Source organism: Croceitalea vernalis, from assembly GCF_031846405.1.
Classification (GTDB): domain Bacteria; phylum Bacteroidota; class Bacteroidia; order Flavobacteriales; family Flavobacteriaceae; genus Croceitalea; species Croceitalea vernalis.
Genome location: NZ_JAVRHU010000001.1, coordinates 710,958 through 733,491 on the forward strand (window position 1 = coordinate 710,958; position 22,534 = coordinate 733,491).

Here is a 22,534-nt window from a genome sequence, read left to right on the forward strand (position 1 = left end):
TTATTGAGCCTTTATGAGTTCATCATAAAAAATATCATGAAGCCGTGTTCTGATGTTTAACTCATATAGTTTTCTATGACTTCTATCAGGATAAACCCTATTAGAAAGAAAAATAAATACCAATTGGTTTTTAGGATCTGCCCAAACAAAAGTGCCAGTGAAACCTGCATGGCCAAAGCTTGATGGGGCTGCCTTTGGTGAAGGGTAGGCATTTTCAAGAGTTAAAGTATCATTCCCAATTAAAGGTTTGTCAAAGCCAAGACCACGTCTATTGTTATTCCTTTGAAATTGTATTCTAGTAAACTCTTTTACTACTGCTTCAGATAGAATTTGTTGTCCGTTATATTTGCCCATATTTTGGTATAAAGCCATCATTTTATAAAGATCATCTGCTGTGCCAATAAGCCCAGCATTTCCGGAAACACCACCTAAAAGAGCTGCATTTTCATCATGTACATAACCTTTTACTACTGATTTACGCCAAAACGTATCTAATTCTGTTGGCACAATAGTGTTGGAATATTGTTTGTCATTTGGATTAAAACCAAGAGTTCTGCTTTTTACAGCGTCATAAATGTTTTCTTTAAGATAAGATTGATATGTTTTGCCGGATAAATTTTCAATAACCTTCGGAAAGAGCAGAAAGCTTAATCCAGAATATCTATACTCTTTATTTGACGATACTTTTGATCGATTTATAATACGAAAAACCTTGTTTTGAAATCCATTTTTTACAAATTGATTTGAATAGGCTTGTTTTTTGTAATTCTTGCTCTGAGAATCCTTTATAAATCTATCTTTTGGAATTCCGTTTTTAGTTGCTCGGTTTAAAAACACAATATAAGGCACCAAACCTGCCTGATGAGCTAAAATCTCTCTTAGCGTTATCTGTTTTTTGTCTTTGTATTTGCGCCAAGGTTGCCAATAATCACTAAAGGAGACGTCTAAATCAATTTTACCTTCATCAACAAGTTTCATTAAAGCAGGTAAAGGGCCTAATATTTTGGTGACTGAAGCTAAATCATACAAGTCATTTAAACCAACTGATTGAACGCTATCATAAGTGTGATAGCCATAAGTTTTATGAAATACAATCGCGTCTTCATGTGCAACTAGAATTTGTGCTCCAGGGAAAGCTTGTTGCTGAATTGCATCTTCTAGTAATGCATCAATTTTACTTAAACCAGTGTCACTAATTGCTGATTTCTGAGCATTAGAAGTGCAAATAAAACCGATAAGTATAAATAATAGTATTCGTAGTTTTAATAGCAATGTTATTCACTTTGAGTTAAATATAATGATATTTTTAACTCATAATTTGAACAGCATCTTTAGCAAAATAACTAGCAATAATATTAGCTCCGGCTCTTTTTATACTAATTAATTGTTCCATCATGACAGAGTCATGGTCTAACCACCCTTTATCGGCAGCAGCCTTTAACATTGCGTATTCTCCGGAAACTTGATACACAGCTATTGGAACATCAACTTCATTTCGTATTTCACGAACGATATCTAAATATGCTAAACCTGGCTTAACCATTACGATATCAGCTCCTTCATCTATGTCCATTTGAGTTTCTCTAATTGCTTCAAATCGGTTCGCAGCATCCATTTGATAGCTCGTTTTATCTTTAGGAACGTTTTTGATATCAACTGGTGCAGAATCCAAAGCATCTCTAAAAGGACCGTAAAAAGAACTAGCGTATTTTGCAGAATAGCTCATGATACCTGTATTATGAAAACCTTCGTCTTCAAGGGCTTCACGAATGGTAAGTATTCTACCATCCATCATATCACTTGGAGCTACAAAATCTGCACCTGCACCTGCATGACTCACGCTCATTTCAGCTAAAACTTCACTTGTTTCATCATTAAGTATTTGCCCATCAGTAACGATACCATCATGGCCATAAGAGGAAAATGGGTCCAAAGCTACGTCAGTCATAACGAGCATATCAGGACAACTATTTTTGATGGTCTTTATAGCGCGTTGCATAAGTCCGTCTGGATTTAGCGCTTCCGTTCCTTTATTATCTTTTAAATTATCGTTGACCTTTACAAAAAGAAGTACTGCACATAGCCCCATATTCCAGAGTTCTAAGACTTCTTTTTCTAGTTTGTCAAGGCTCATTCGATAGTAATTGGGCATTGATGAAATTTCTTCTTTAACTCCTTTACCTTCAACGACAAAAAGAGGAACTAAAAAATCACTGGGGGTGATAATAGTTTCTCTTACTAAATGCCGTATGGCCGAAGAGGCTCTTAATCTTCTATTTCTTATAAGTGGATACATATTTTAATTTTCTAATTAAATATTAATTTCACCAACCAAGTATAGCACAGCTTGCCCAGAAATTTTAACGCGTTCTCCTAAATATTCACATTGTAAATCACCACTTCGTTTGGATAACTGTTTTGCAGCTAACTGAGTTTTCCCTAAAACTTTTGACCAATAGGGTAACATGGTAGTATGAGCCGACCCCGTAACAGGATCTTCAGGAATTCCACATTTTGGAGCAAAAAAACGTGAAACAAAATCAACGTTCTTGCCTGGAGCTGAAACGATTACTCCACGACAATCAAGCAGGTCTAATAAATGAAAATTTGGTTGAATAGCTTCGATTTCTTCTTGAGAATTATAAATTAACAAGTAATCTGTTTTGCCTTTTAAGGTTCTAAGAGGAGTTAAACCAATAGCTTTGTCAATAGCTGTATTTCCTTGTAAAGCAACTAGTTGGTCTGTTGGAAAATCCATGGTCATCCACCCGTTATCTTTTTTTGTAACTAGAAGTTCTCCACTTCTTGAAGAAAAAAACCGAATGGTTTTTTCCGTATATCCATAGTGATTGAAAATAACAAAGGCAGAGGCTAAAGTCGCATGACCACATAAATCAACCTCAATTTCTGGAGTAAACCAGCGCAGTTCAAAAGTGCTATTTTTTTGAACTAAAAATGCGGTCTCTGCAAGGTTATTTTCTTGCGCAATTTGTTGCATAATTTCAGTTGGCAACCATCCATCTAAAATACATACAGCGGCAGGATTACCGCCAAAAACTTTGGCAGTAAACGCATCGACCTGGTAAATTTTAAGTTTCATAATTTATTTACACCCATTCTTTGGGATTTTTTAGAACCTGGATTAATTTTTCCTCTTCACTGCCCGTTTCTGGATGATGATCGTACTTCCATTGCACATGAGGCGGTAAACTCATTAAAATACTTTCAATTCGACCATTGGTGCGCAAACCAAACAATGTTCCCTTGTCATGAACTAAGTTGAATTCAACATAGCGGCCTCGACGAACTTCTTGCCAATCACGATTCTCATTAGTAAAATTAAGGTCTTTACGTTTTGTAACAATTGGTACATAGCATTCTAAAAAACTATTACCAACATCGGTTACAAAGTTATACCAATCTTGCATGCTCATTTCTGAGGTGCTTTTGCAATAATCAAAAAAGAGTCCGCCTATTCCTCTAGCTTCATAGCGGTGGGCATTCCAAAAATATTCATCACATCTTTTCTTGTAAGTGCTATAAAAACCGGGGTCATGCTTATCACAGGCTTCCTTACAAATCGAATGAAAATGAGCTGCATCTTCATGAAATAGGTAATATGGAGTTAAATCTTGGCCACCTCCAAACCATTGGTCTACTATAGCTCCCTTTTTATCATACATTTCAAAATAGCGCCAATTAGCATGTACGGTGGGCACAAAGGGATTTTTAGGGTGAAGAACTAAACTTAGTCCGCAAGCAAAAAAATCAGCATCAGTTACTCCAAAATAGTTTTGCATACTTTTAGGTAATGCTCCATGAACAGCTGATATATTAACACCTCCTTTTTCAAAAACAGCACCATTTTCTATAACTCTTGTTCTGCCTCCTCCGCCTTCTGGACGTTCCCATATATCTTCAACAAAAGTTGCTGATCCATCTACTTCTTCAAGTTTTGAAGTAATGCTTTCTTGCAGATTTTGAATGTATTGATAAAATTCATCTTTCATCTTTATTCCGTAATATGAACTAAATTAAACTTGTTTTTAAGGATATCAGCCTCGACTTCAATTTTTTTAGAAGAATTAGTTAATTGGAGAAGTTGCTGTAGAACTTCTTCTTCCGTTTTTGTTTGATTTTGAATAAAAATAGCCCTGCCAATTTCATTATTGTGAAAGTCCATTAAACGCGCTAGCTCTCTATTTTTAAAGGTATTCTCGTGCCAATCTGTAATAGATTTGGTCCATTTCAGAATTCTTGAATTAATTTTAGACCATTTGGTACAATATTTTGCGATTAAATAATTCCAAAATGCATGGCGAAATGCATTTGCTGGGCTATTTTGGTAATGAGCTCTTCCAAAATGGTTAGTTGAAACCTTTAAACACATTCTAGTTGCCTTATATGTGGGATACAGGAATAAAGGATTTTGAATACTTATTTTAAAAAGCGACCAAAAGGAACTGATATCAATTCGTTTAAAAGTTGCAATCACATTCATGGAACTTTGTTATAAAGTTCATACAATTCCATATCTACGGATTCTCCATCAAATTTTTGATGAGATTTTGAAAGCGTCTTTTGAAAAGTAAAGCCATTTTTTTCTGCGACTCTCAAACTTCCTAGGTTGGTCTTATGTGCAATAATTTGAAGTGTCTCAAGTCCTAGGTGATTGAATGACCAATCCACAATTTCAGAAACTAATTTAGAAGTAATACCTCTACCTTCATATTGATAACTAATACAATAAGCAAGTTCTGCTTGATTTGGCGCCTTGAACAGTTCCTTTACATAGAGCAATCCAATAATAGTCCGATTGGTATTTTCTTTTATTGTGAATAGATACTCTTCTCTATTGCCAAACTGTTTTACTTTGGTCTTGACAAAAATTTCTGCAAGAGTTGGTGTTAAATTCGCTTTTAATGTTTGTGGAAAGAAGGGTTTTAATCTTTCTGAATTTGAAACAACAAAATCACAGATTCGCCAGGCGTCTTTAATATGAACGGGAGCAATACTGTAGTTTTCAAAATCAATTTGCATAATAGGTTGTTATGGAGCTTTATATTCTTTTACAGCTTCAATAAAAGCACCAGCATTTTCAATAGGAATATTTGGAAGAATACCGTGCCCTAGGTTAACAATATATTGGTCTTTGCCAAATTCATTAATCATTTGATGGACCATTCTTTTTATTTCATCAGGAGGTGAAAGCAATCTAGAAGGGTCAAAATTACCTTGTAAAGTAATCTTTCCTCCACTTAAATATCGCGCATTACGAGCTGAGCATGTCCAATCTACCCCTAGAGCGGAAGCTCCGGATTTTGCCATTTCATTTAATGCAAACCAGCAACCTTTGCCAAAAACAATTACAGGTGCTTCATCTTTTAAGGCATCGATAATCTGCTGAATATATTGGAAAGAAAATTCTTGATAATCAGTGGGTGATAACATTCCTCCCCACGAATCAAAAACTTGAACTGCGTTTACTCCGGCTTTTACTTTTTCTTTTAAATAAGCAATAGTAGTATCCGTAATTTTTTGCAATAATTCATGAGCTGCTTTTGGCTGAGTAAAACAAAATCCTTTTGCCAAATCAAAGTTTTTACTGCCTTGTCCTTGAACACAATAACATAAAATTGTCCAAGGTGATCCCGCAAAACCAATTAATGGAATTTCATCATTCAATTTCTCTTTGGTCATTGTAATGGCATCCATCACATAGCCGAGTGTGTCTTGAATATCGGGAACAATTACTCTTTCTAAATCTTTTGCAGTTCGTATAGGTTGAGGTAGATAAGGTCCAAAATTAGGTTTCATTTCTACATCAATATTCATCGCTTGGGGAATAACCAAAATATCGCTAAATAGAATGGCGGCATCCATGCCATATCGGCGAATCGGTTGTACAGTAATTTCAGATGCTAATTCAGGAGTTTGACACCTCGTAAAGAAATCATATTTTGCTTTAATTTCCATAAACTCTGGAAGATAACGTCCGGCTTGGCGCATCATCCAAACAGGGGGTCTTTCAACAGTTTCTCCTTTTAAAGCTTTTAAAAATAAATCGTTTTTAATCATGAGTTATAATGTTTTACCGCCTGCACTATTACGTTTTCTATCGTGGGTTTATTGGCTTTAATTAACCGATTGGTATATTTTTTTGCCTCATTCATTGTTGTTGATCCAATGCAAAAGGCAGTACTATCTGATAGACTGTTGTCTTGAATGAAACTCTCAACTCCACTCGGACTAAAAAACAGAATTCCTTCAAATGTATTTTTAAATTTTTTAGGTTTTAAAATAGTTCTATAGACCTCAATCTCCTTATAGTCAATTTTATTTTTGATTAATTGTTCGGGCAAAGTTGTTCTTCTCAAATTCCCACTTAGAAATAAAAATGAGTAGAACTTATAATTGGTTATGATTATTTGTGATAAGTTCTCCGCATTTTCGCAAGTCGCCAGAACCTCAAAGTTATTTTTTTGTAGTAAAAGCTTTGTTTTTTCGCCTACACAAACAGCTTTTAATATTTGAGATTTTTCGGCCTTGTTGACTTTTGATTTTTGCTCTTCTAAATAACTATGAACTGCATTTTTACTGGTAAAAATATAGCAATCAACATCAGAATTTATTTCAAAAGGCAGGTATTCAATATTAATAGCATCATACTCGACAATATTGAGCTTGCCATTGAGTGCCAACTCACGTTGAGATCCTGATAATCTTTTAGTGGACAGAATTGTTGAGTTCATTTTTTATCTCATCCATTAATTGTTTTCCGCCGCTTTCCAAAATTTCATAAGCACAGCTTTTTCCAAAACCTTCAATTTTAGTCAGAGGACGCTCTTTTATCGTTTCGACAAAAGCACTCCCATCAAGGGCGTGCAGACATCCTTTAAAATAAACCTTTTGGTTTTTTATTTCAGCCAAAGCTCCAATTGGCGCTGTACAACCACCTTCTAAGGTCTTTAAAAACTCACGCTCTATCTGAGTGGTTATAGCACTATGATCATCATTCAATTCAGATGCAGCTTGAATAACCTGTTCATTATCTTTTAGGCCAGCAACCAACATAGCGCCTTGGGCAGGTGCTGGTATCATCCAATCTAATTGAACGGCATCTTTAGGTAAAAGTTTAATGCGTTCCAATCCGGCTTGGGCAAAAATTGCACCATTCCAATCATTTTCTATTAGTTTGATTAATCTAGAATTGACATTGCCTCTTAAATCGACCACCTTATGCTTAGGGTATTTTGCTAACCACTGCGCTTTCCGTCTTAAACTTCCAGTAGCTAGTATACCCTCTCTTTCTAAAAAGTCAGTCCCTTTATGTACTAAAACATCATGAGTTTCAGCTCTTTCTAAAACTGCTGCCTGAACAACACCTTTAGGTAAAACGGTCGGCACGTCTTTCATGGAATGCACAGCGATGTCAATATCACCTTTAAGCAAAGCCACATCAAGTGTTTTGGTAAATATTCCGGTGATACCTAATTCGTATAAGGGTTTGTCTAAAACTAGGTCTCCAGTAGCTTTAACAGGAATTAAAGTCGTGTTATGACCTAGTGCTTCAAGTTTGTTTTGAACGGTATTAGCTTGCCATAACGCCAATTCGCTATCTCGGGTACCAATGCGAATTACATTCTTCATTTACTATTAAGTTCTAATTGAAATACTTCTTGAATAAGTGCGAGACTATCATCTGTATCGGCATCTGATTTACGAAGATGATTGGCCACTTGTTTGGTTATTTTTTGAATAATCCGCTCTGATACCAGCTCCGCTTGTTCTTGATTAAAATCTTGCAGTTTTTTCGAGTGAAAATCAAGCTCTTCTTCTTTCATGGTCATCAATTTTGCTTTTAAGGCATTGATGACGGGAGCAAATTTTCTACTTTCTAACCATTTGATAAAGTCCAGTTTTACTTCCTCAATAATGTCATAAGCTTTCGGAATGTATTCCTTTCTTTTATTTAAATTTTCGTCTGTTATTTGAGAGAGTTGATCTAGGTGAACTAAGGTTACGTTATCCAATTCCAAAACGTTATCAGCTACATTCTTTGGTACCGACAAGTCTAAAATTAACAATGGTTTTTTTGTATGTAAAAGCGATTTTGAAATAGTTGGAAGTTGCGCGCCAGTAGCAACTACTAAAATATCAGTTTTTCTAATTTCCGTTTGTAAATCGCCATAATCTTTGACCAATAATTGAAATTTACCAGCGATGGCTTCGGCTTTTTCTTTTGTTCTATTGATTAAAGTGATGTGTTTGTTATTGGTATGCTTGATTAGATTTTCACAGGTATTACGACCGATCTTACCTGTACCAAACAGTAAAATATTCTTGGAAGATATATCAGAGATATTATGAAGAATGTATTTAACTGATGCAAAAGCTACGGATGTGGCACCCGTTGAAAGTTCCGTTTCATTTTTGATTCTTTTGCTGGCTTGTATTACAGAATTGCATAACCGTTCTAAGAACGGATTAGACATACCATGTTTTTTAGATCGGGAAAAACTCTGTTTGATTTGACTTATAATTTCAAAATCACCTAAGATCTGACTATCCAAGCCAGTGCCCACCTTGAAAAGATGATTAATAGCATCATGATTTTTATAAACGTAAGCTACTTCTTGAAACTCTTCGATGGAACCTTGTGTATGATCACATAACAACTTAATCAGTTGAAAGGGTTGTTGTGCAAATCCGAAAAGTTCAGTACGATTACAGGTAGAAATGGTCAATAAACCTTCAACGCCCTGCTTTTGGGCATCAAGGATAATGGAATCTATTTTTGGCACATCCAAACTAAATTTTCCTCTAACTTCTGCCTCGGCTTTTTTATAACTCAAACCAACTGCAAAAAAGGATGGATGTTTCGAAATATGGTAGTTCTTCATTAAACTCTAACCTGGCTGCAAAATTAATGGTGTCACAAAACAAAAAATAACGCTAGCGGAACAATTAATAACATCAAATATCAAGTTAAAGTGTAATTTTGCAGAAATCTCTCAAAAACACTAGCTTTATTGAAGTTGTGCTACATATTAACACTGTTTAGAGTGATTCTAAATAACATAATTCAAGCTTAAATAAAATTACAAATGATAGAAAATGTCGCTATAGGTTCATATGACGAGATATTAGTTGATGAAGGCTTCTATGTGCTTAAAATTCAAAACGATACGGATGACCGTAAAACTGTTGTTCGAGATATTGATAGTACTTATATTCAGTTTCATTTTGCTTTAAAAGGAAAGATTAAGTTTTTATTTAATGAAGGGGGTTATGCCCTTGAAGTATCCGAAGAGAATTCACTATTGTTGTATAACACACAGAAAAACCTACCTATGAATGTGGTATTGGAATCAAATTCATGGATGCTTTCCATTGTGATGACAATTAGAAAATTTCATTCACTTTTTTCTAGTGAAGCTTCATATATTCCTTTTTTAAGTGATGTTTCGGGTGAGAAAAAGTATTATTCTCAAGAAGTTTTAACCCCAGCAATGGCTGTAGTCTTGAGCCAGTTAATGAGTTATAACCTGCACCCATCAATAAAGAACCTTTATGTGAAAGGCAAGGTATATGAATTGATATCTCTATATTTTAATAAAACCGAAGATGCTGATTTAGAACAATGCCCTTTTTTAGCTGATGAGGATAATGTTCGTAAAATTAGACAAGCAAAAGATATTATCATTGCAAGAATGACAGAACCACCAACTTTAGCCGAGTTATCTAATGAAATTGGTCTAAGCCTTAAAAAGTTAAAAGAAGGATTTAAACAAATTTATGGTGATTCAGTCTTTGGTTTCCTTTTTGATTACAAAATGGAATACGCTCGTAAGATGCTAGAAACCGGTAAGCATAATGTCAATGAAGTTGGTCTTAAAGTCGGTTATAGCACTGCCAGTCACTTTATAGCATCTTTTAAAAAGAAATATGGTACGACCCCAAAAAAATATTTAACTTCATCAACCTAAACCATCATCAATGAAATTCATCAAATCAATCTTCATCATCTTTTTTAGTATTTCTTTAATTTGTTCAGCACAAGAAACACCAAATACTACTCCAAAAAAACGTCCAGATTTTGTGTTAGTTTTTACTAAGACTGAGGGTTATCGGCATGAAAGTATTTCAACAGGTGTAAAGGCTTTACGCGAGCTTGGTCGAAAGAATAATTTCATTGTAATAAGAACTGAGAGTTCTGAAGATTTTACGGAACGCAACTTAAAGAATTATCAGTTGGTGGTTTTCTTGAGTACAACAGGTGACGTGTTGGATACTGAGGAAGAAAAGGCATTTGAAAATTATATAAATGGAGGAGGTAGTTTTTTAGGAATTCATGCTGCAGCAGATACTGAATATGATTGGAACTGGTATGGTCAATTGGTTGGCGGCTATTTTGAAAGTCATCCCAATAATCCAAATGTAATTCAGGCATCTGTTCAACTGGTAGATGGAACACACAGTTCAACAAAACATTTACCCGAAACTTGGGTACGCAATGACGAATGGTATAACTATAAAAACTTAAATTCTGAAGTAAACGTTACTTTAAATTTAGATGAGAGTTCTTATGTTGGGGGTACAAATGGAGCCCAACATCCAATTGCCTGGTATCATCAAGTTGGCGCGGGAAGAGCTTACTATTCTGGTGGCGGCCATACCAATGAATCTTATGCCGAAAATAATTTTATTCAGCATTTATTGGGTGCCATTGAATGGTGTTTAAACCGCAGTTAAGGCATTGGCCTGGCAACAATAATACCTATATTATTTTTAACCTTTTTTAAATAATCTACCAGGGGTACCTCGGTAATTTTAACTTCACCTGAACTTGAAGCATGTAGTAAGTGAATTCGGCCATTTGGTTTTTTAAAAGCAATACCGGTATGGGTAACATCTAAACCTTTTATTGAAGTGGCTAAGGCTATAATATCTCCTGATTTCATATATGCTTCGCTCTTTTTAATCTCCTTTTGAGGCAGATAACAAAGCGTTTTTTTAGCCAGGGAGGTCTCAGTCTCTATAATGCGTTGATAGTTGGTGTCATCACTCAAAAAAGGATAAAGCTCTCTGTGGGTTCCCATGAAGTTAATGGATTTGTTAAGTTCAATTCCACCCAAGTCGGCAGTAATATCTTTAACTAAACCTTTTTCTTCATTATTTCGTATCCAATCTGTAAAGTAATGCAGGCGAGATGAATAGCCATCAAGAATGCCATTTCTATACCGAATGGTTTTTAAATTATCGGTGAAAGAGGAAAAATCTGTTTTCTCTTGTTTTTGAAGTAAACTTATCGCTAGTGTATTCTCAACAAATGTGGTGCAATCAAGACCTCTAAAATTAATTACTAGAGCTTCAGTTTTACCAAACTCCAAAGTTTTTTCCACATATGGTGTTCCTAAAAAAGTTTTTCCAACTTCTAACAGGTGCTCATTAAAAGAAGAAGTTTCAACTTCTTGAATTTGTAATAATCGGGTTTTAAAAATCGCCTCGTCTTCCGCTGAAGAAACAATTTGGGCTGTCACAAAATGGACTAGTAAAAAATTCAATAAGAGTAAATAGTACTTCATTTATTTTGTCTTTCAATCAAAGTTATCTATTTCTATATAACAAAACTTATTCCAATCTGTAAAAGTAGAATGCCTTTCAAATTGTATTTTTGAAACTTAAATTTAATGCTGTGCAAAAAGGAGTTTTATTGGTCAATTTAGGGTCACCTGATAGCCCAACCCCAAAAGATGTAAAACCATATTTAGATGAGTTTTTAATGGATGGTCGTGTAATTGACGTGCCTCCACTTTTAAGAAATCTTTTGGTAAGAGGAATCATCTTGAATACAAGACCTAAAAAATCGGCCAAAGCGTATTCAAAAATTTGGTGGGATGAAGGTTCGCCTTTAATTGTAATTTCGGAACGATTTACCAAAAAACTACGTGAACATACCAAGCTTCCTGTTGCCTTAGGCATGCGTTATGGTTCAGGTAGCATAAAAGAAGGCTTGCAAGAGTTAGCCGATAAAAATGTAGATGAGGTGCTTTTAGTACCCATGTATCCACATTACGCTATGTCTTCTTACGAGACCGTTGTGGTCAAGGCCATGGAAGAGCAACAGAAGCATTTTCCTGACATGAAGGTGACTACCATGCCAGCATTTTATAGTAGTCCAGAATACATAAAAGTGCTTGGTGATAGCATTGCTGAAGGCTTAAAAGATTTTGAATACGACCATGTTTTGTTTTCTTATCATGGAATACCTGAACGCCACATTAGAAAATCAGACCCTACAAAATTTCATTGCAAAATAGATGGTACGTGTTGTTCCATTAATTCGGTGGCACATCATACTTGTTACAGACATCAGTGCTACGATACTACGGAGTTAATTAAAGCTTATTTAGGCTTGCCAGAAGAAAAGGTTAGTACTTCTTTTCAGTCTCGATTGGCTGGCGACCCATGGTTAAAGCCTTATACGGACTATGAATTTGAAAGATTTGCAAAAGAAGGTAAAACACGTTTAGCTGTAATTACCCCTGCATTTGTTTCAGATTGTTTAGAAACCCTAGAAGAAATTGCCATGGAAGGTGATGAAGAATTCAAAGAGGCCGGTGGAGAGTCATTTAAGCACATTTCATGTTTGAATGACCGTGATGAATGGGTTTCCCTTATGGCTAAATGGATTCTTGAATGGGAAGAGCAAGCTAAATTACCTGTTTAGAAATTAATCTTAGGGCTATTCTTTCTTAAGTTGCTTTTCAATTTCAAGTAAAGCCCTATCTAATTGTGGATTTTTGCCATCTAATCTGTCTTCGAAAGTTTCGTTAATCAAAATGTCAGGTTGTACCCCTTCTTTTTCCAAGTTTTTACCATCTAAAGTGTAGCAACCCCATGAAGGTAATCTGTAAAATGAACCATCTACCAATCCACTACCCGAAGTAAACACAATCCAACGGTAGGTTTCTGTGCCGATAAGTGTACCCAAGCCTAATTCTTTAAATCCTGCAGAAGTCATTTCGGCATCACTTAAAGATTGCTCGTTGATTAAAATGACAATTGGTTTAGCCGCTGGTCCAAAATTGGGTTGCGGAGCTAGTTTTCCTTCACGATACTTCCATTTCAAGTACGGCTTTTGGGATAAAAATTGAAGTACTTCATCATGTACGTTACCACCTGTATTATATCGTAAATCTAATATGAGCGCCTTTCTTCCATTCGCTTCGGAAACCATTTCACGCTTAAAACGTTCCAATTCTCGGCCCGTCATGTTTTTCATATGGATATAAGCTACCTCTTTATTACTTTTTTGGTCAATGTAACTTTGATTGGCATCCATCCATTCATCATACAAAAGGGTACGAGCATTATTTGTGTTTGTTGGATGTATTTTCACCTTAATGGGACTACCATTTCTTGAAAAGGTGAGCGTTATTTCTTTATCTCTTGAGGGTTGTACAAAATAAGACTCCCTATTCATGGCTTCATTGACTTTTACATCATTTACAGCAATGAGGCGATCTCCTTTTCTGAGAGGCATCCCTGTAATATCAGCAGGGCCATCGGTTAAAAGGCGTTCAACCAAATAAGAGTCTTCATTAGAAAAAACAATTCCCGTGCTCATTGTGGCGTTCTTATAAAAGGAACTTTCTTCTTTTCCGTTCGAATAGAATCCGAAATGAGAAGTGTTCAATTCACCCAGCATGTCATTAAAAAGCAATCGTAATTGGGAGCGTTTTGTAATGAATGGTAGGTATTGGGCATATCGGTCACGAAGTTTTTGCCAGTCTTCACCATGAAAGTTTTCATCATAAAAATTCTCCTCAAAACCAGCCCAAGCTTCGTAAAACATTTGAGTAAACTCCTCTGATAAATTTCTTCTAAATGTATTCGAAATTTTGATTTTTTCGGTTTTATTACTTTTAATATCAAGGGTGTGAATATTACCTTTAACCAACAAGTAGTATTGGTCTTTGGCAGTTTCGATTTGATAACCACGAATTTCTTCATCTAAAACATTTTCAGTTTTATTCTTCTCAAAATGCTCAAATGTAGTTTTCCATAACTTCATTTTACCTTCGTCATGGTTGCTCAAATAAAATAAATAGGTTGCTTTATCTTTTTTATAAGCCGCAGGAGCATATTGCGAACCAAAAGAGGGACTTACTCTCTTGATACGTTCCATTAATCCTTTTTCATTGATCTTAACAGTTACTTTTTTAGTGTCATCAACTTTGCTTTTTTCTTCTTTGTTCTTCTTTTCCTTATCCTCAGGTTCTTTTTCTTCCTCTTCAAAAAGCTTATCAAATTCATCAATTAAATAGGGGTCTTCAAACTTATCAAGTGCCATTTGGTAAATTTTAGGGGCTTCCATACCATACGGATAACTAGGTTTGGTCAAGTTTGAAGTGAAATAAACATATTTGCCATCTGGCGACCACGCCGGACTTGTTTCGGTTACTCCAGTTTGGGTTAAATTGGTCACTTTTTTATCCGATAAACGAATGGTAAAAACATCATGTTCAAAATTGCGGTAGGCATTATACACAACGTATTTATCATCTGGAGAAAAGTAGGGCTGAGGTGCATATAAAGCCCAAAATTCATCTTTAACCAAGACTTCACTTTTGAAATTCTTCAAATCCAGTAAGCGCAGTTCATCACGACCGCTAATGTAAAGTGCTTGGGTCATATTAGAATTCAATGTAATATTTACATTATTTCTAGCGTCTTTTGTTATTTGTTTTTCATCTTCTTTTCCACTTACGTCAATCGTAAAAAGATTAGTATAGCCCTTATCAGTTCTAGTGAACAGAACAGTACTATTGTTTTTCAACCATAGAACTTCTTTAATTCTTTCTTTGTTTTTAAGTGATATTTGTTTTACAAATTTTCCTTTGACATCGGAAACAAAAAGTTCACCTCTTGAAACAAAAGCTAGTTTTTTATTATCCGGAGAAACCGAAAAATTGGTGATATTTCCGCTTACATTAAAATCTTGTAGATTTTCGACAGTGTTATCTTTGGCCAATTGAACGGATACTTTTTTGGGTTGTTTACTTGCCACATCATATAAGAAAATTTGGTAGTCTTTTGTGAATACTAACGCCTCGCCATTTGCGCTGGCTTGTGGTCGCCCAATAGAAGTATTGAAAGATGTTAGTTGTGTTTTTGAATTGTTATCAAAGGTGTATAGATTATACTCTCCATTGGCTTGGTCTGAAACAAAATACAATGTCCCTTCCAAATCAAATGTCGCCCACATATCTTTTCCTTTATAAGAGGTATATTCTTTATAAGAACCAGTTTTAGTATCGTATGATTTTATATCAGGATTATAGGCTCCTTTGTAACGTTTACGATTGGTGAAGTTTTTACTCTCCCAACTTTCATTAAAAAAAAGCTCATCTGTTTTAGGATGCTTGGCAAGGTTGTGCACTGTATGAAAATAGTGTTGAAAAAGGCGTTTTGGAGTGCCCCCTTGTCTGGAAATAGTGTACCCTGAATAGCGATTCTCTCTATTTGAGGTAAAATAAATGGTTTCTGAATCCCAAGACCAACTATCTACTTCGTCTGATTTATCATTAAAAGTGAGTTGTACAATCGCACCTCCTGACAAGGGCATGATATAGATATTCTTATTGCCAAGCGAATTTGAGGTAAAGGCCAGCCATTCACCGTTTGGAGAAATTCTTGGTAGTGTTTCTTCACCATCCATAGCTGTAATTCGGGTAGCCAATCCACCGGTCGAATTAACCTTCCATAGATCTCCATCATAACTAAAAACTATAGTTTGAGCATCGGGAGATATAGTAGGGTCCAATAAAAAATAAGGTTCTTGCGCTTGAGTAATTGAAATAAAAAAAGCAGTTACAAGAAATCCGAGAGTTTTTTGTATCATTTTTGGTCGTTTTTGATTGGCTTTGAAGTTACAAAAATATGCGCTGCATATGATATCAATTAGAAGAGCATGGTCATAATTAATAATCTTAAAGAGTTGTGTATTTTTATAAAATTCAACTAAGTATTATGAAATTAAAATTTAGTCCTTTGTACCTCCTAAGTGTTTTTATTTTTATAGGGTGTCAAGAAAAGAAAACGCCTATGGAAACCTTTGATTTGTTTGTTGGAACGTATACAGATGGTGACAGTAGGGGTATCTATAAACTTCAGTTTAACCCATCCAATGGAACACTAGATTCAATGAAATTGATGGCAGAACTAGCTAATCCCTCTTTTTTAGCTATTACTAAAGACAAGAAAAATCTATATGCTGTTCAAGAAACTGCTGATTTTGATTCATTAGGAGGTGGAGTATATGCATATGCATTTGAAAATAATATGCTAAAACTTATCAATAGTAAGGGAACAGCAGGGGCACATCCTTGTCATGTTGCACTTTCAGAAAATGGGCAATTAGCGACTTCAAATTATACGGGTGGTAATCTGGCAGTTTTTGATTTAGCTACTGATGGAAGTTTAGCAGACCGTCAGGTTTTAGATCATCATACTTCAGACACACTAGAAATTCCTCATGTGCACAAAGCACATTTTAATGAAGACGGCCTTTTTGTGGCTGATTTAGGTTTAGATGCTATAAAACGATATGATAAACAGCCTTACGGCTGGGTGGCCGCACATCAGTCCTCCATAAATATGGACCAAGGCGCTGGACCAAGGCATTTCACTTTTAGTCAAAATCGCACTTTTCTTTATGTAATAAACGAGCTCAATTCTTCCATTACAGTTTTAAAAAGAGATGATGAAGGCAGCTATAATGAAATAGAAACTCGAAACACACTTGCTACTGATTTTGAAGGCGAGAGTTTTTGTGCAGATATTCACTTGTCTGCAGATGGTAAATTTTTATATGGTTCTAATCGTGGGGAAAATACAATTGTTGTTTTTTCTGTAAATCAGGAAAACGGAAAACTAACGACTATTGGCCGTACTTCGGTTAATGGAGATTGGCCTAGAAATTTCACCATGGATCCTTCAGGTAATTATCTATTGGTCGCCAATCAGCGCAGCAATAATATTACTGTCTATAAAAGGGAAGGTGATATGGGGACTTTAACTTTCTTAAATGAAATGAAAATGGGAAGTCCGGTTTGTTTGGTTTTTAAGTAAGATTACCCAAAAAACAACTCATTCAAATAACGCCCAGGCGCAAAGGTAAAACCACCTGCTATCAAAATAGCTCCAATATATAGTAAAACCATTTTGCGTTTATGCGCCCTAACATTTCCTTTTCTAATCGCTGTATATGCCGTTGGAACGGTATATATAGTTAAAAAACTAAAGAGATGAATCCAACCAAAATGACCAAGAAATTGTGGGCCTACTAAAGCGGGCATAAATAGGGTTATTAGCCCCGTTATGAGCATTAAAATCATATAGATTTTTCCTAAAAACCGGTGCACACTTGTTCCTTTTTTCGCCAATAAAACATAAGCACCTAAAAACACACAGGGTACAACGGTAATCAAATGAGCGTACATTAAAATAGCATAATTCATAGCACTCTAATTTACTTTGGCCGAGGTATCGGCAATTACCTTCCATTCCCCATTCATTTTTTTCAAGATGAGCATAAAAATGCCATTGGTATTGCCAACTTCTCTTGTTAAATGATACTCGCCCATGACTGAATATGCCCCCTCGTTTATGGGTGAAACATCGTTAAAGACAAATCTTAGATTACCAAAATGTGCTTTAGTGGGATAGCTTTTTTTATAGCGTTCTAAAGTACTTTGCCATCCTTTTACCACGCCTCCAGCACCATAAAATTTAAGCTCTTCTGATTCCCAATATCCTTCCATAAAAGTTTCTATATCATAATTATTCCATGCTGTTTCTTGGGCATTCAAAACTTCTAAAATGGCTTTTTTATCTGCTTCTATTGAATTTTGTGAAAAGATGGATACGGATACTAAACAAAGTAAGAAACAAAGTTTTTTCATAATCGATTATCAATTAACTATGGTTTTAAAAGTAGCTAAAAAATTTTGAGCTTAACCTTGGGCAAAAAATATGATAAGACCTAGTACTATAAGCCCAAATAAAATTGCAAAGAAAATCTTCCATGCACTGTATGGTCTTGACCCTGAAATGGTGCCGTTTTCTCCATTGATGAAAAAATTATATTCCTTTCCATTATAGCGATAAGCACTAATATAAACTGGCAGCAAAATATGCTTAAACGTTTCTTGAGATAATTTCATGTTCATGCTTGTTACTCTTTGGGTATCGCCACCAATATCTTGTCGGCACCAACGTTTGGCAATTCGCTCTGCTTCACCTTTGGCAGAAAGATGCCCTTGGATTAGGGGAATGGTATATTTTTCGGTAACAAAACCTCTTAAAAAACTGGAGCTGAAAGGTTGTAATAGTTTTAAATTCCAACGAGCAATTTTTGAAGGCACTCGACCTTTGCGCTGTTTTGAAGCTTCGACTAAAGTATCATCTACGAATCCAGAAATATTTCCTGACGCCGGATACCATCTTGTTTTTCGAACTCGTTTGGTCACGGTTTTACCTTGTGAATTCCGAACTCTTTTAGTTTCGTAGTAATATTCGCCACGTTGGCCAGAATAGCTAGCTTTTAGTTGCGCATCAAAGGTCCAGTAGGGTAAATAAAGCCCCTTGGTGAATTGCGGGTCTAAGGCTGCTTTTTTTAGTTTGTTTGGTGCAAACCAAAGACTACTTACCCAACGTTTGAATATTTGAAAAGATTTCTTTTTATCAATCTGAAAAGGCAAAACAGCGCCTGGTAAAATCCAATCTTCTTTATAGGCATCCTCTAAAATAAGCGGCATACTACAATACACACAATGCAACGATTTGTAGTTTTCTTCAATATGTTGATTGGCTCCGCAGTTTTTGCAATGAAGCATAGAAATTTCTTCGCTATGCTTTTGAGCACCCATTTCTTTTAGATATGGGTATAACTCCAACTCTTTAAAACCATTTTCATCAATAGAAATGATTTCTTTATGACCACAATACTCGCAACTGATATTGGTAGTACCGGGCTGGTACTTCAACTCGGCGCCACAATTAATGCAGGGTTTTTTAAGTTCGGTCTGTTGGGTTTTTTGTTCCATGAAAAATTACAAGGGGTCGTTGCTTGATACCAAGCAATCCATCGAAAATTTATTAAGAAGAAAGCTTGGTACCCAGCAATGACTTGTTTGTATTAAGCTCCGGGTAAAGGTGGTGGCGTATTACCTCCTAAGAACGATTTTAATTCGGCAACTTCTTGCAAAGCAGTCCAATTAGCCATGCCTTGTTTCCAAACCAAACTTTCTTTGTTGATTGTTCTGTTAGCGAATAAGGCTTTAAGCTGGTCAATACTAACCGGCCCTTGTTGCGCTCCGTTGACTGCGTAGAAATATTGAACGGCAACTGGCATTGGAGGAGGAAAAGCTCCAACTTGTGCTTGACCACCCATTTGTGGCGCTGCCTGCGGGGCTCCGGTCATCATACCACCCATTTGTTGAGCGAGTACAAAACCCATTCCCATTCCCATTCCGGCACCTGCGGTGCCACCTTCATTTTTGGCTGCAGCTTCAATCGCTTTAGCTGTTTTGAACTTAGTAAGTTTGTCTAAATCTAGTTTGTCAATACGGCTATACTCAAAGATTTCTTTCTTTAAATCTTCCGGCATTGATACATTTTCAATATAGAATTTTTCTAATGAAATACCCACCGATAAAAATTCTGGTTTCATTACCTCTTGGCAGGTATCAGACAACTCAGAGGTATTTGCGGCGTATAATTCAATAGGTAAATTAGCTTCACCAACAGTATCGGTAAATCGGGTGGCGATTAAACTTTTTAGGTGCTCATTAATCTCAAAATTGGTAAAATTATTATCGGTACCGACAATATCAACGATGAATTTACCGGCATCAGCAATTTTAAAGGCATAGGTTCCGAAAGCGCGAATTTCAACCAAACCAAAACGGTCATCACTTAGCGTAATTGGGTTTTTTGTTCCCCATTTTTCATCTGTAAAAAGGTGTGTGTTTACAAAATAAACCTCCGCTTTAAAGGGAGAATTAAATCCGTATTTCCATCCTTTTAAAGTAGAAAGAATAGGTAGATTTTGAGTCGTAAGGTCATAAGTGCCTGGGGTGAATACGTCGGCTAACTGCCCTTCATTCACAAAAACAGCGGTTTGTCCCTCGCGAACAATGAGTTTAGCTCCGTTTTTAATTTCGTTTTGATAACGCTCAAAACGATGCGCAATGGTATCATCTGTAAAGTCGAGCCACTCGATTATGTCAATAAACTCATGACTGAGTTTCTCTTTTATTTTGCTAAAAATATCCATGATTAGTGTTTTAAAAATTCGTGTTCTAAAGCTATGAAAAAAGGATGGTTCCTTTATTCATTTTATTAGTATAAAATTCCCATTAATGTTACATTTAAGGCATAAAGCAATCCTAATGAAGTATCTAATTACCCTTCCAATACTTATTTGTGCTCTTTTCTTTTTTAGCTGTAAAACGAATTCAGAAGAGTCGCAATCAATTAAAGAAAAAACCGTAAAAATGGAGTTAACTCTTGACCAAGCTAACAATTTGGCGAGTTTACCTTTGGCTTGTGTTCAAAAAGAATATCCTAATAAGACAGGGCATACATTAGGAAGTGAAGAAGATTTGGCTGGCCCTCGAACATTACACCCATCTTTTTATGGTTGTTTTGATTGGCATTCTGCTGTACATGGCCACTGGTCCATGGTGAAATTATTGAAAACACATCCGAATTTGCGAGAGGCAGAGCGTCTGAAATTAGTTTTAGCTACCAATTTATCTAAAGAGAATATTGCGACTGAAATAGCTTACTTTGAAGGAAAGCACAATAAGAATTTTGAGCGGACTTATGGCTGGGGATGGCTTTTGAAATTGGCCGAAGAATTGCATACTTGGGACGACCCAATCGCTAAGGAGTTATCACAAAATCTTCAACCACTCACTGATTTAATTGCAGAGAAATTAATTGATTACCTTCCAAAGTTGCAATATGCAGTTCGTGTGGGTACTCATAGTAATACGGCATTCGGATTGTCATTTGCTTGGGATTATGCGCAAACGGCGAATCATGAAGCTTTAATGAATAGTATCCGTGCTCGAGCATTGTATTTCTATGAAAATGACCAAGCATGCCCGATTGGTTGGGAGCCAAGTGGAGCTGATTTTTTATCACCTTGTTTTGAAGAGATAGATTTAATGCGAAGAATTCTTTCAGAAGTTGAATTTAAGCAATGGATGACAAAATTTTTACCGGACTTGGCACAACCAAATTTTGATATTGAAGTTGCTCGTGTTGGCGATAGAGAAGATGGACAATTGGTACACTTAGATGGCTTGAACTTTAGCCGAGCTTGGGTATTTTATGGTTTGGCAAAACAGTATCCTGAGGCCTATGGACATTTAGATTTAGTAGCAAATAATCATATTGCGTATTCTTTTCCGAATTTGGTTGGCGACAATTATGAAGGCGGGCATTGGTTAGGTTCTTTTGCTATTTATGCTTTAGATGCACAGTAAAAACAAAATCTACCAAAATCCGGTTCCAGGTTCCCCTTTGAACGGACCTGCAAAGTTATCTGTAATCCAACCCGCATAAAATTGGCCGGGTTGCGGTCGGGCTTTTTCATTGCCCACAAAACAATCAAAGTACTGTGGGTAAAATGCGAAATGTTTGGTTAGGGCTTCAAACTCTGTAAACGGATTTGCATAGCTCCAAGCAATAGGTTGTAATGGTGCAGATTTAAGTGCCCAGTAGGTTGCGGAGCCTTTCCACTCACATAAAGACTTTTTGTTGGGTATGATCACTAATTGATTTTGGTCAACAGCATCAGAAGGAAGATAATAACTTGGTGGATGTGCAGTTTCCATAACTGCAAAGGCTTGATTAGTCTTTGCGAGGCAGATTTCACCGGAATACACAGAGATCTGTTGTTGTACTTTCACTAATGCCGGAGGTCTTGGAAAATCCCAAACAGATACTTGTCCTTTTTTTGGGTCCTGCGCAAATGAGGGTCTTTCTTTACCATTAAATTGCCATTTATTGCGAGCTTTTAATAGCCAATCTGGTATAGTATTTTTTGAAGCCATAATAGTTCGTCTTTAGGCGAATGATGACGATGCATCCCAAATCAAAATCAGGGATAGTATTAAGAATATAGCCGCCGGGATGGCTTTATTCAATGGGTCTTTTATTTTTAAATGCATGAATATGGCTCCTAACATGAGTACCGCCATTATGGCTGCCGGATAAACTGTGAATTCTGGCATCCAAATAGAAATAAACAAGGCTAGCGCACTTCCTACTTTTAGAGGACCGATGACATATAAAAAGCTTTCTGGTAAGCCATAAGCTTCAAATTCTTGTGGCATACTATTGGCTTTTCCACCTCGGAAAGGTGTTGTCTTTTTGAACCTAAAAAACCAAACGTTGATAATGCTAATAAAAATGCCAATTTTGATGCCCCAAATGAGATATTCCATAATGT

The 22,534-nt window shown here is 36.0% G+C and carries 23 protein-coding genes; 5 read left to right on the forward strand and 18 right to left on the reverse strand.

The genetic code is table 11. From position 1 onward, the window contains the following. Genes RM520_RS03170 through hemA form a run of 10 tightly spaced genes read right to left on the reverse strand, consistent with a single transcriptional unit; the run spans position 1 to position 8,903 of the window. On the reverse strand, positions 1 to 1,272 hold the full coding sequence (locus RM520_RS03170) for a serine hydrolase domain-containing protein (RefSeq protein ID WP_311386941.1): 1,272 nt from the start codon (positions 1,270 to 1,272) through the stop codon (positions 1 to 3). 34 nt (positions 1,273 to 1,306) lie between these two features. Further along, positions 1,307 to 2,296 carry a porphobilinogen synthase gene (hemB, locus tag RM520_RS03175; RefSeq protein ID WP_311386942.1) on the reverse strand — a complete coding sequence of 330 codons (990 nt, stop codon included), beginning with the start codon at positions 2,294 to 2,296 and terminating at the stop codon, positions 1,307 to 1,309. Between the two features lie 15 nt (positions 2,297 to 2,311). Beyond that, complete coding sequence (locus RM520_RS03180) at positions 2,312 to 3,100, reverse strand: PhzF family phenazine biosynthesis protein (RefSeq protein WP_311386943.1); 789 nt, start codon at positions 3,098 to 3,100, stop codon at positions 2,312 to 2,314. Positions 3,101 to 3,107: 7 nt separating this feature from the next. Continuing rightward, positions 3,108 to 4,010, reverse strand: a complete 903-nt coding sequence (hemF, locus tag RM520_RS03185) for an oxygen-dependent coproporphyrinogen oxidase (RefSeq protein ID WP_311386944.1) — start codon at positions 4,008 to 4,010, stop codon at positions 3,108 to 3,110. 2 nt (positions 4,011 to 4,012) lie between these two features. Further along, positions 4,013 to 4,501, reverse strand: coding sequence for a DUF6973 domain-containing protein (locus RM520_RS03190; RefSeq protein ID WP_311384263.1), 489 nt, complete (start codon positions 4,499 to 4,501; stop codon positions 4,013 to 4,015). Continuing rightward, positions 4,498 to 5,040, reverse strand: coding sequence for a GNAT family N-acetyltransferase (locus RM520_RS03195; protein WP_311386945.1), 543 nt, complete (start codon positions 5,038 to 5,040; stop codon positions 4,498 to 4,500). The genes RM520_RS03190 and RM520_RS03195 overlap by 4 nt, the downstream gene beginning before the upstream one ends. 9 nt (positions 5,041 to 5,049) lie before the next feature. Next, entirely contained in the window at positions 5,050 to 6,078 is a 1,029-nt protein-coding gene (hemE, locus tag RM520_RS03200; RefSeq protein ID WP_311384265.1) for a uroporphyrinogen decarboxylase, read from the reverse strand. Next, positions 6,075 to 6,752, reverse strand: coding sequence for a uroporphyrinogen-III synthase (locus tag RM520_RS03205; protein ID WP_311386946.1), 678 nt, complete (start codon positions 6,750 to 6,752; stop codon positions 6,075 to 6,077). Before RM520_RS03205 ends, hemE begins: the two co-directional genes overlap by 4 nt. Beyond that, positions 6,727 to 7,650: a hydroxymethylbilane synthase gene (gene hemC, locus RM520_RS03210; RefSeq protein WP_311386947.1), complete on the reverse strand. Its 924-nt coding sequence runs from the start codon at positions 7,648 to 7,650 to the stop codon at positions 6,727 to 6,729. The genes RM520_RS03205 and hemC overlap by 26 nt, the downstream gene beginning before the upstream one ends. Continuing rightward, on the reverse strand, positions 7,647 to 8,903 hold the full coding sequence (hemA, locus tag RM520_RS03215; protein ID WP_311386948.1) for a glutamyl-tRNA reductase: 1,257 nt from the start codon (positions 8,901 to 8,903) through the stop codon (positions 7,647 to 7,649). Before hemA ends, hemC begins: the two co-directional genes overlap by 4 nt. Positions 8,904 to 9,107: 204 nt before the next feature. On the opposite strand from hemA, the gene RM520_RS03220 reads away from it, so the two are divergent. Then, positions 9,108 to 9,989: an AraC family transcriptional regulator gene (locus tag RM520_RS03220; protein ID WP_311386949.1), complete on the forward strand. Its 882-nt coding sequence runs from the start codon at positions 9,108 to 9,110 to the stop codon at positions 9,987 to 9,989. Positions 9,990 to 9,999: 10 nt separating this feature from the next. Continuing rightward, positions 10,000 to 10,755: a ThuA domain-containing protein gene (locus tag RM520_RS03225; protein ID WP_311386950.1), complete on the forward strand. Its 756-nt coding sequence runs from the start codon at positions 10,000 to 10,002 to the stop codon at positions 10,753 to 10,755. Here the strand turns inward: RM520_RS03225 and RM520_RS03230 are convergent. Further along, the gene (locus tag RM520_RS03230; protein WP_311386951.1) at positions 10,752 to 11,588 is read right to left on the reverse strand and encodes an N-acetylmuramoyl-L-alanine amidase-like domain-containing protein; all 837 of its coding nucleotides are present in this window, start codon (positions 11,586 to 11,588) and stop codon (positions 10,752 to 10,754) included. The genes RM520_RS03225 and RM520_RS03230 overlap by 4 nt on opposite strands. Positions 11,589 to 11,698: 110 nt before the next feature. On the opposite strand from RM520_RS03230, the gene hemH reads away from it, so the two are divergent. After that, positions 11,699 to 12,733: a ferrochelatase gene (gene hemH, locus RM520_RS03235; protein WP_311387388.1), complete on the forward strand. Its 1,035-nt coding sequence runs from the start codon at positions 11,699 to 11,701 to the stop codon at positions 12,731 to 12,733. A 15-nt stretch (positions 12,734 to 12,748) separates the two neighbouring features. Here hemH and RM520_RS03240 read toward each other — a convergent pair whose 3' ends face one another. Further along, the gene (locus tag RM520_RS03240) at positions 12,749 to 15,910 is read right to left on the reverse strand and encodes a S41 family peptidase (protein WP_311386952.1); all 3,162 of its coding nucleotides are present in this window, start codon (positions 15,908 to 15,910) and stop codon (positions 12,749 to 12,751) included. Between the two features lie 128 nt (positions 15,911 to 16,038). Here RM520_RS03240 and RM520_RS03245 point away from each other — a divergent pair, with 128 nt between their 5' ends. Continuing rightward, the gene (locus RM520_RS03245) at positions 16,039 to 17,139 is read left to right on the forward strand and encodes a lactonase family protein (RefSeq protein WP_311386953.1); all 1,101 of its coding nucleotides are present in this window, start codon (positions 16,039 to 16,041) and stop codon (positions 17,137 to 17,139) included. A gap of 2 nt (positions 17,140 to 17,141) precedes the next feature. On the opposite strand, the gene RM520_RS03250 is transcribed toward RM520_RS03245, so the two are convergent. From RM520_RS03250 to RM520_RS03265, 4 genes are all read right to left on the reverse strand, one after another. Continuing rightward, a complete protein-coding gene (locus RM520_RS03250) occupies positions 17,142 to 17,528 on the reverse strand; it encodes a DUF2306 domain-containing protein (RefSeq protein WP_311384274.1) in 387 nt (128 codons plus the stop codon). Between the two features lie 6 nt (positions 17,529 to 17,534). Beyond that, a complete protein-coding gene (locus RM520_RS03255) occupies positions 17,535 to 17,972 on the reverse strand; it encodes a YybH family protein (RefSeq protein ID WP_311386954.1) in 438 nt (145 codons plus the stop codon). A gap of 51 nt (positions 17,973 to 18,023) precedes the next feature. Beyond that, complete coding sequence (locus RM520_RS03260) at positions 18,024 to 19,115, reverse strand: TFIIB-type zinc ribbon-containing protein (protein ID WP_311386955.1); 1,092 nt, start codon at positions 19,113 to 19,115, stop codon at positions 18,024 to 18,026. Positions 19,116 to 19,207: 92 nt separating this feature from the next. Next, a complete protein-coding gene (locus RM520_RS03265) occupies positions 19,208 to 20,347 on the reverse strand; it encodes an SPFH domain-containing protein (RefSeq protein ID WP_311386956.1) in 1,140 nt (379 codons plus the stop codon). Between the two features lie 115 nt (positions 20,348 to 20,462). Here RM520_RS03265 and RM520_RS03270 point away from each other — a divergent pair, with 115 nt between their 5' ends. Further along, positions 20,463 to 21,566, forward strand: coding sequence for a DUF2891 domain-containing protein (locus RM520_RS03270; protein WP_311386957.1), 1,104 nt, complete (start codon positions 20,463 to 20,465; stop codon positions 21,564 to 21,566). 9 nt (positions 21,567 to 21,575) lie between these two features. Here the strand turns inward: RM520_RS03270 and RM520_RS03275 are convergent, their stop codons facing one another. Together RM520_RS03275 and RM520_RS03280 are read right to left on the reverse strand one after the other, a co-directional pair. Further along, complete coding sequence (locus RM520_RS03275) at positions 21,576 to 22,136, reverse strand: DUF427 domain-containing protein (RefSeq protein ID WP_311386958.1); 561 nt, start codon at positions 22,134 to 22,136, stop codon at positions 21,576 to 21,578. Positions 22,137 to 22,148: 12 nt separating this feature from the next. Continuing rightward, positions 22,149 to 22,529: a DoxX family protein gene (locus tag RM520_RS03280; RefSeq protein WP_311386959.1), complete on the reverse strand. Its 381-nt coding sequence runs from the start codon at positions 22,527 to 22,529 to the stop codon at positions 22,149 to 22,151. Positions 22,530 to 22,534 lie beyond the last annotated feature (5 nt).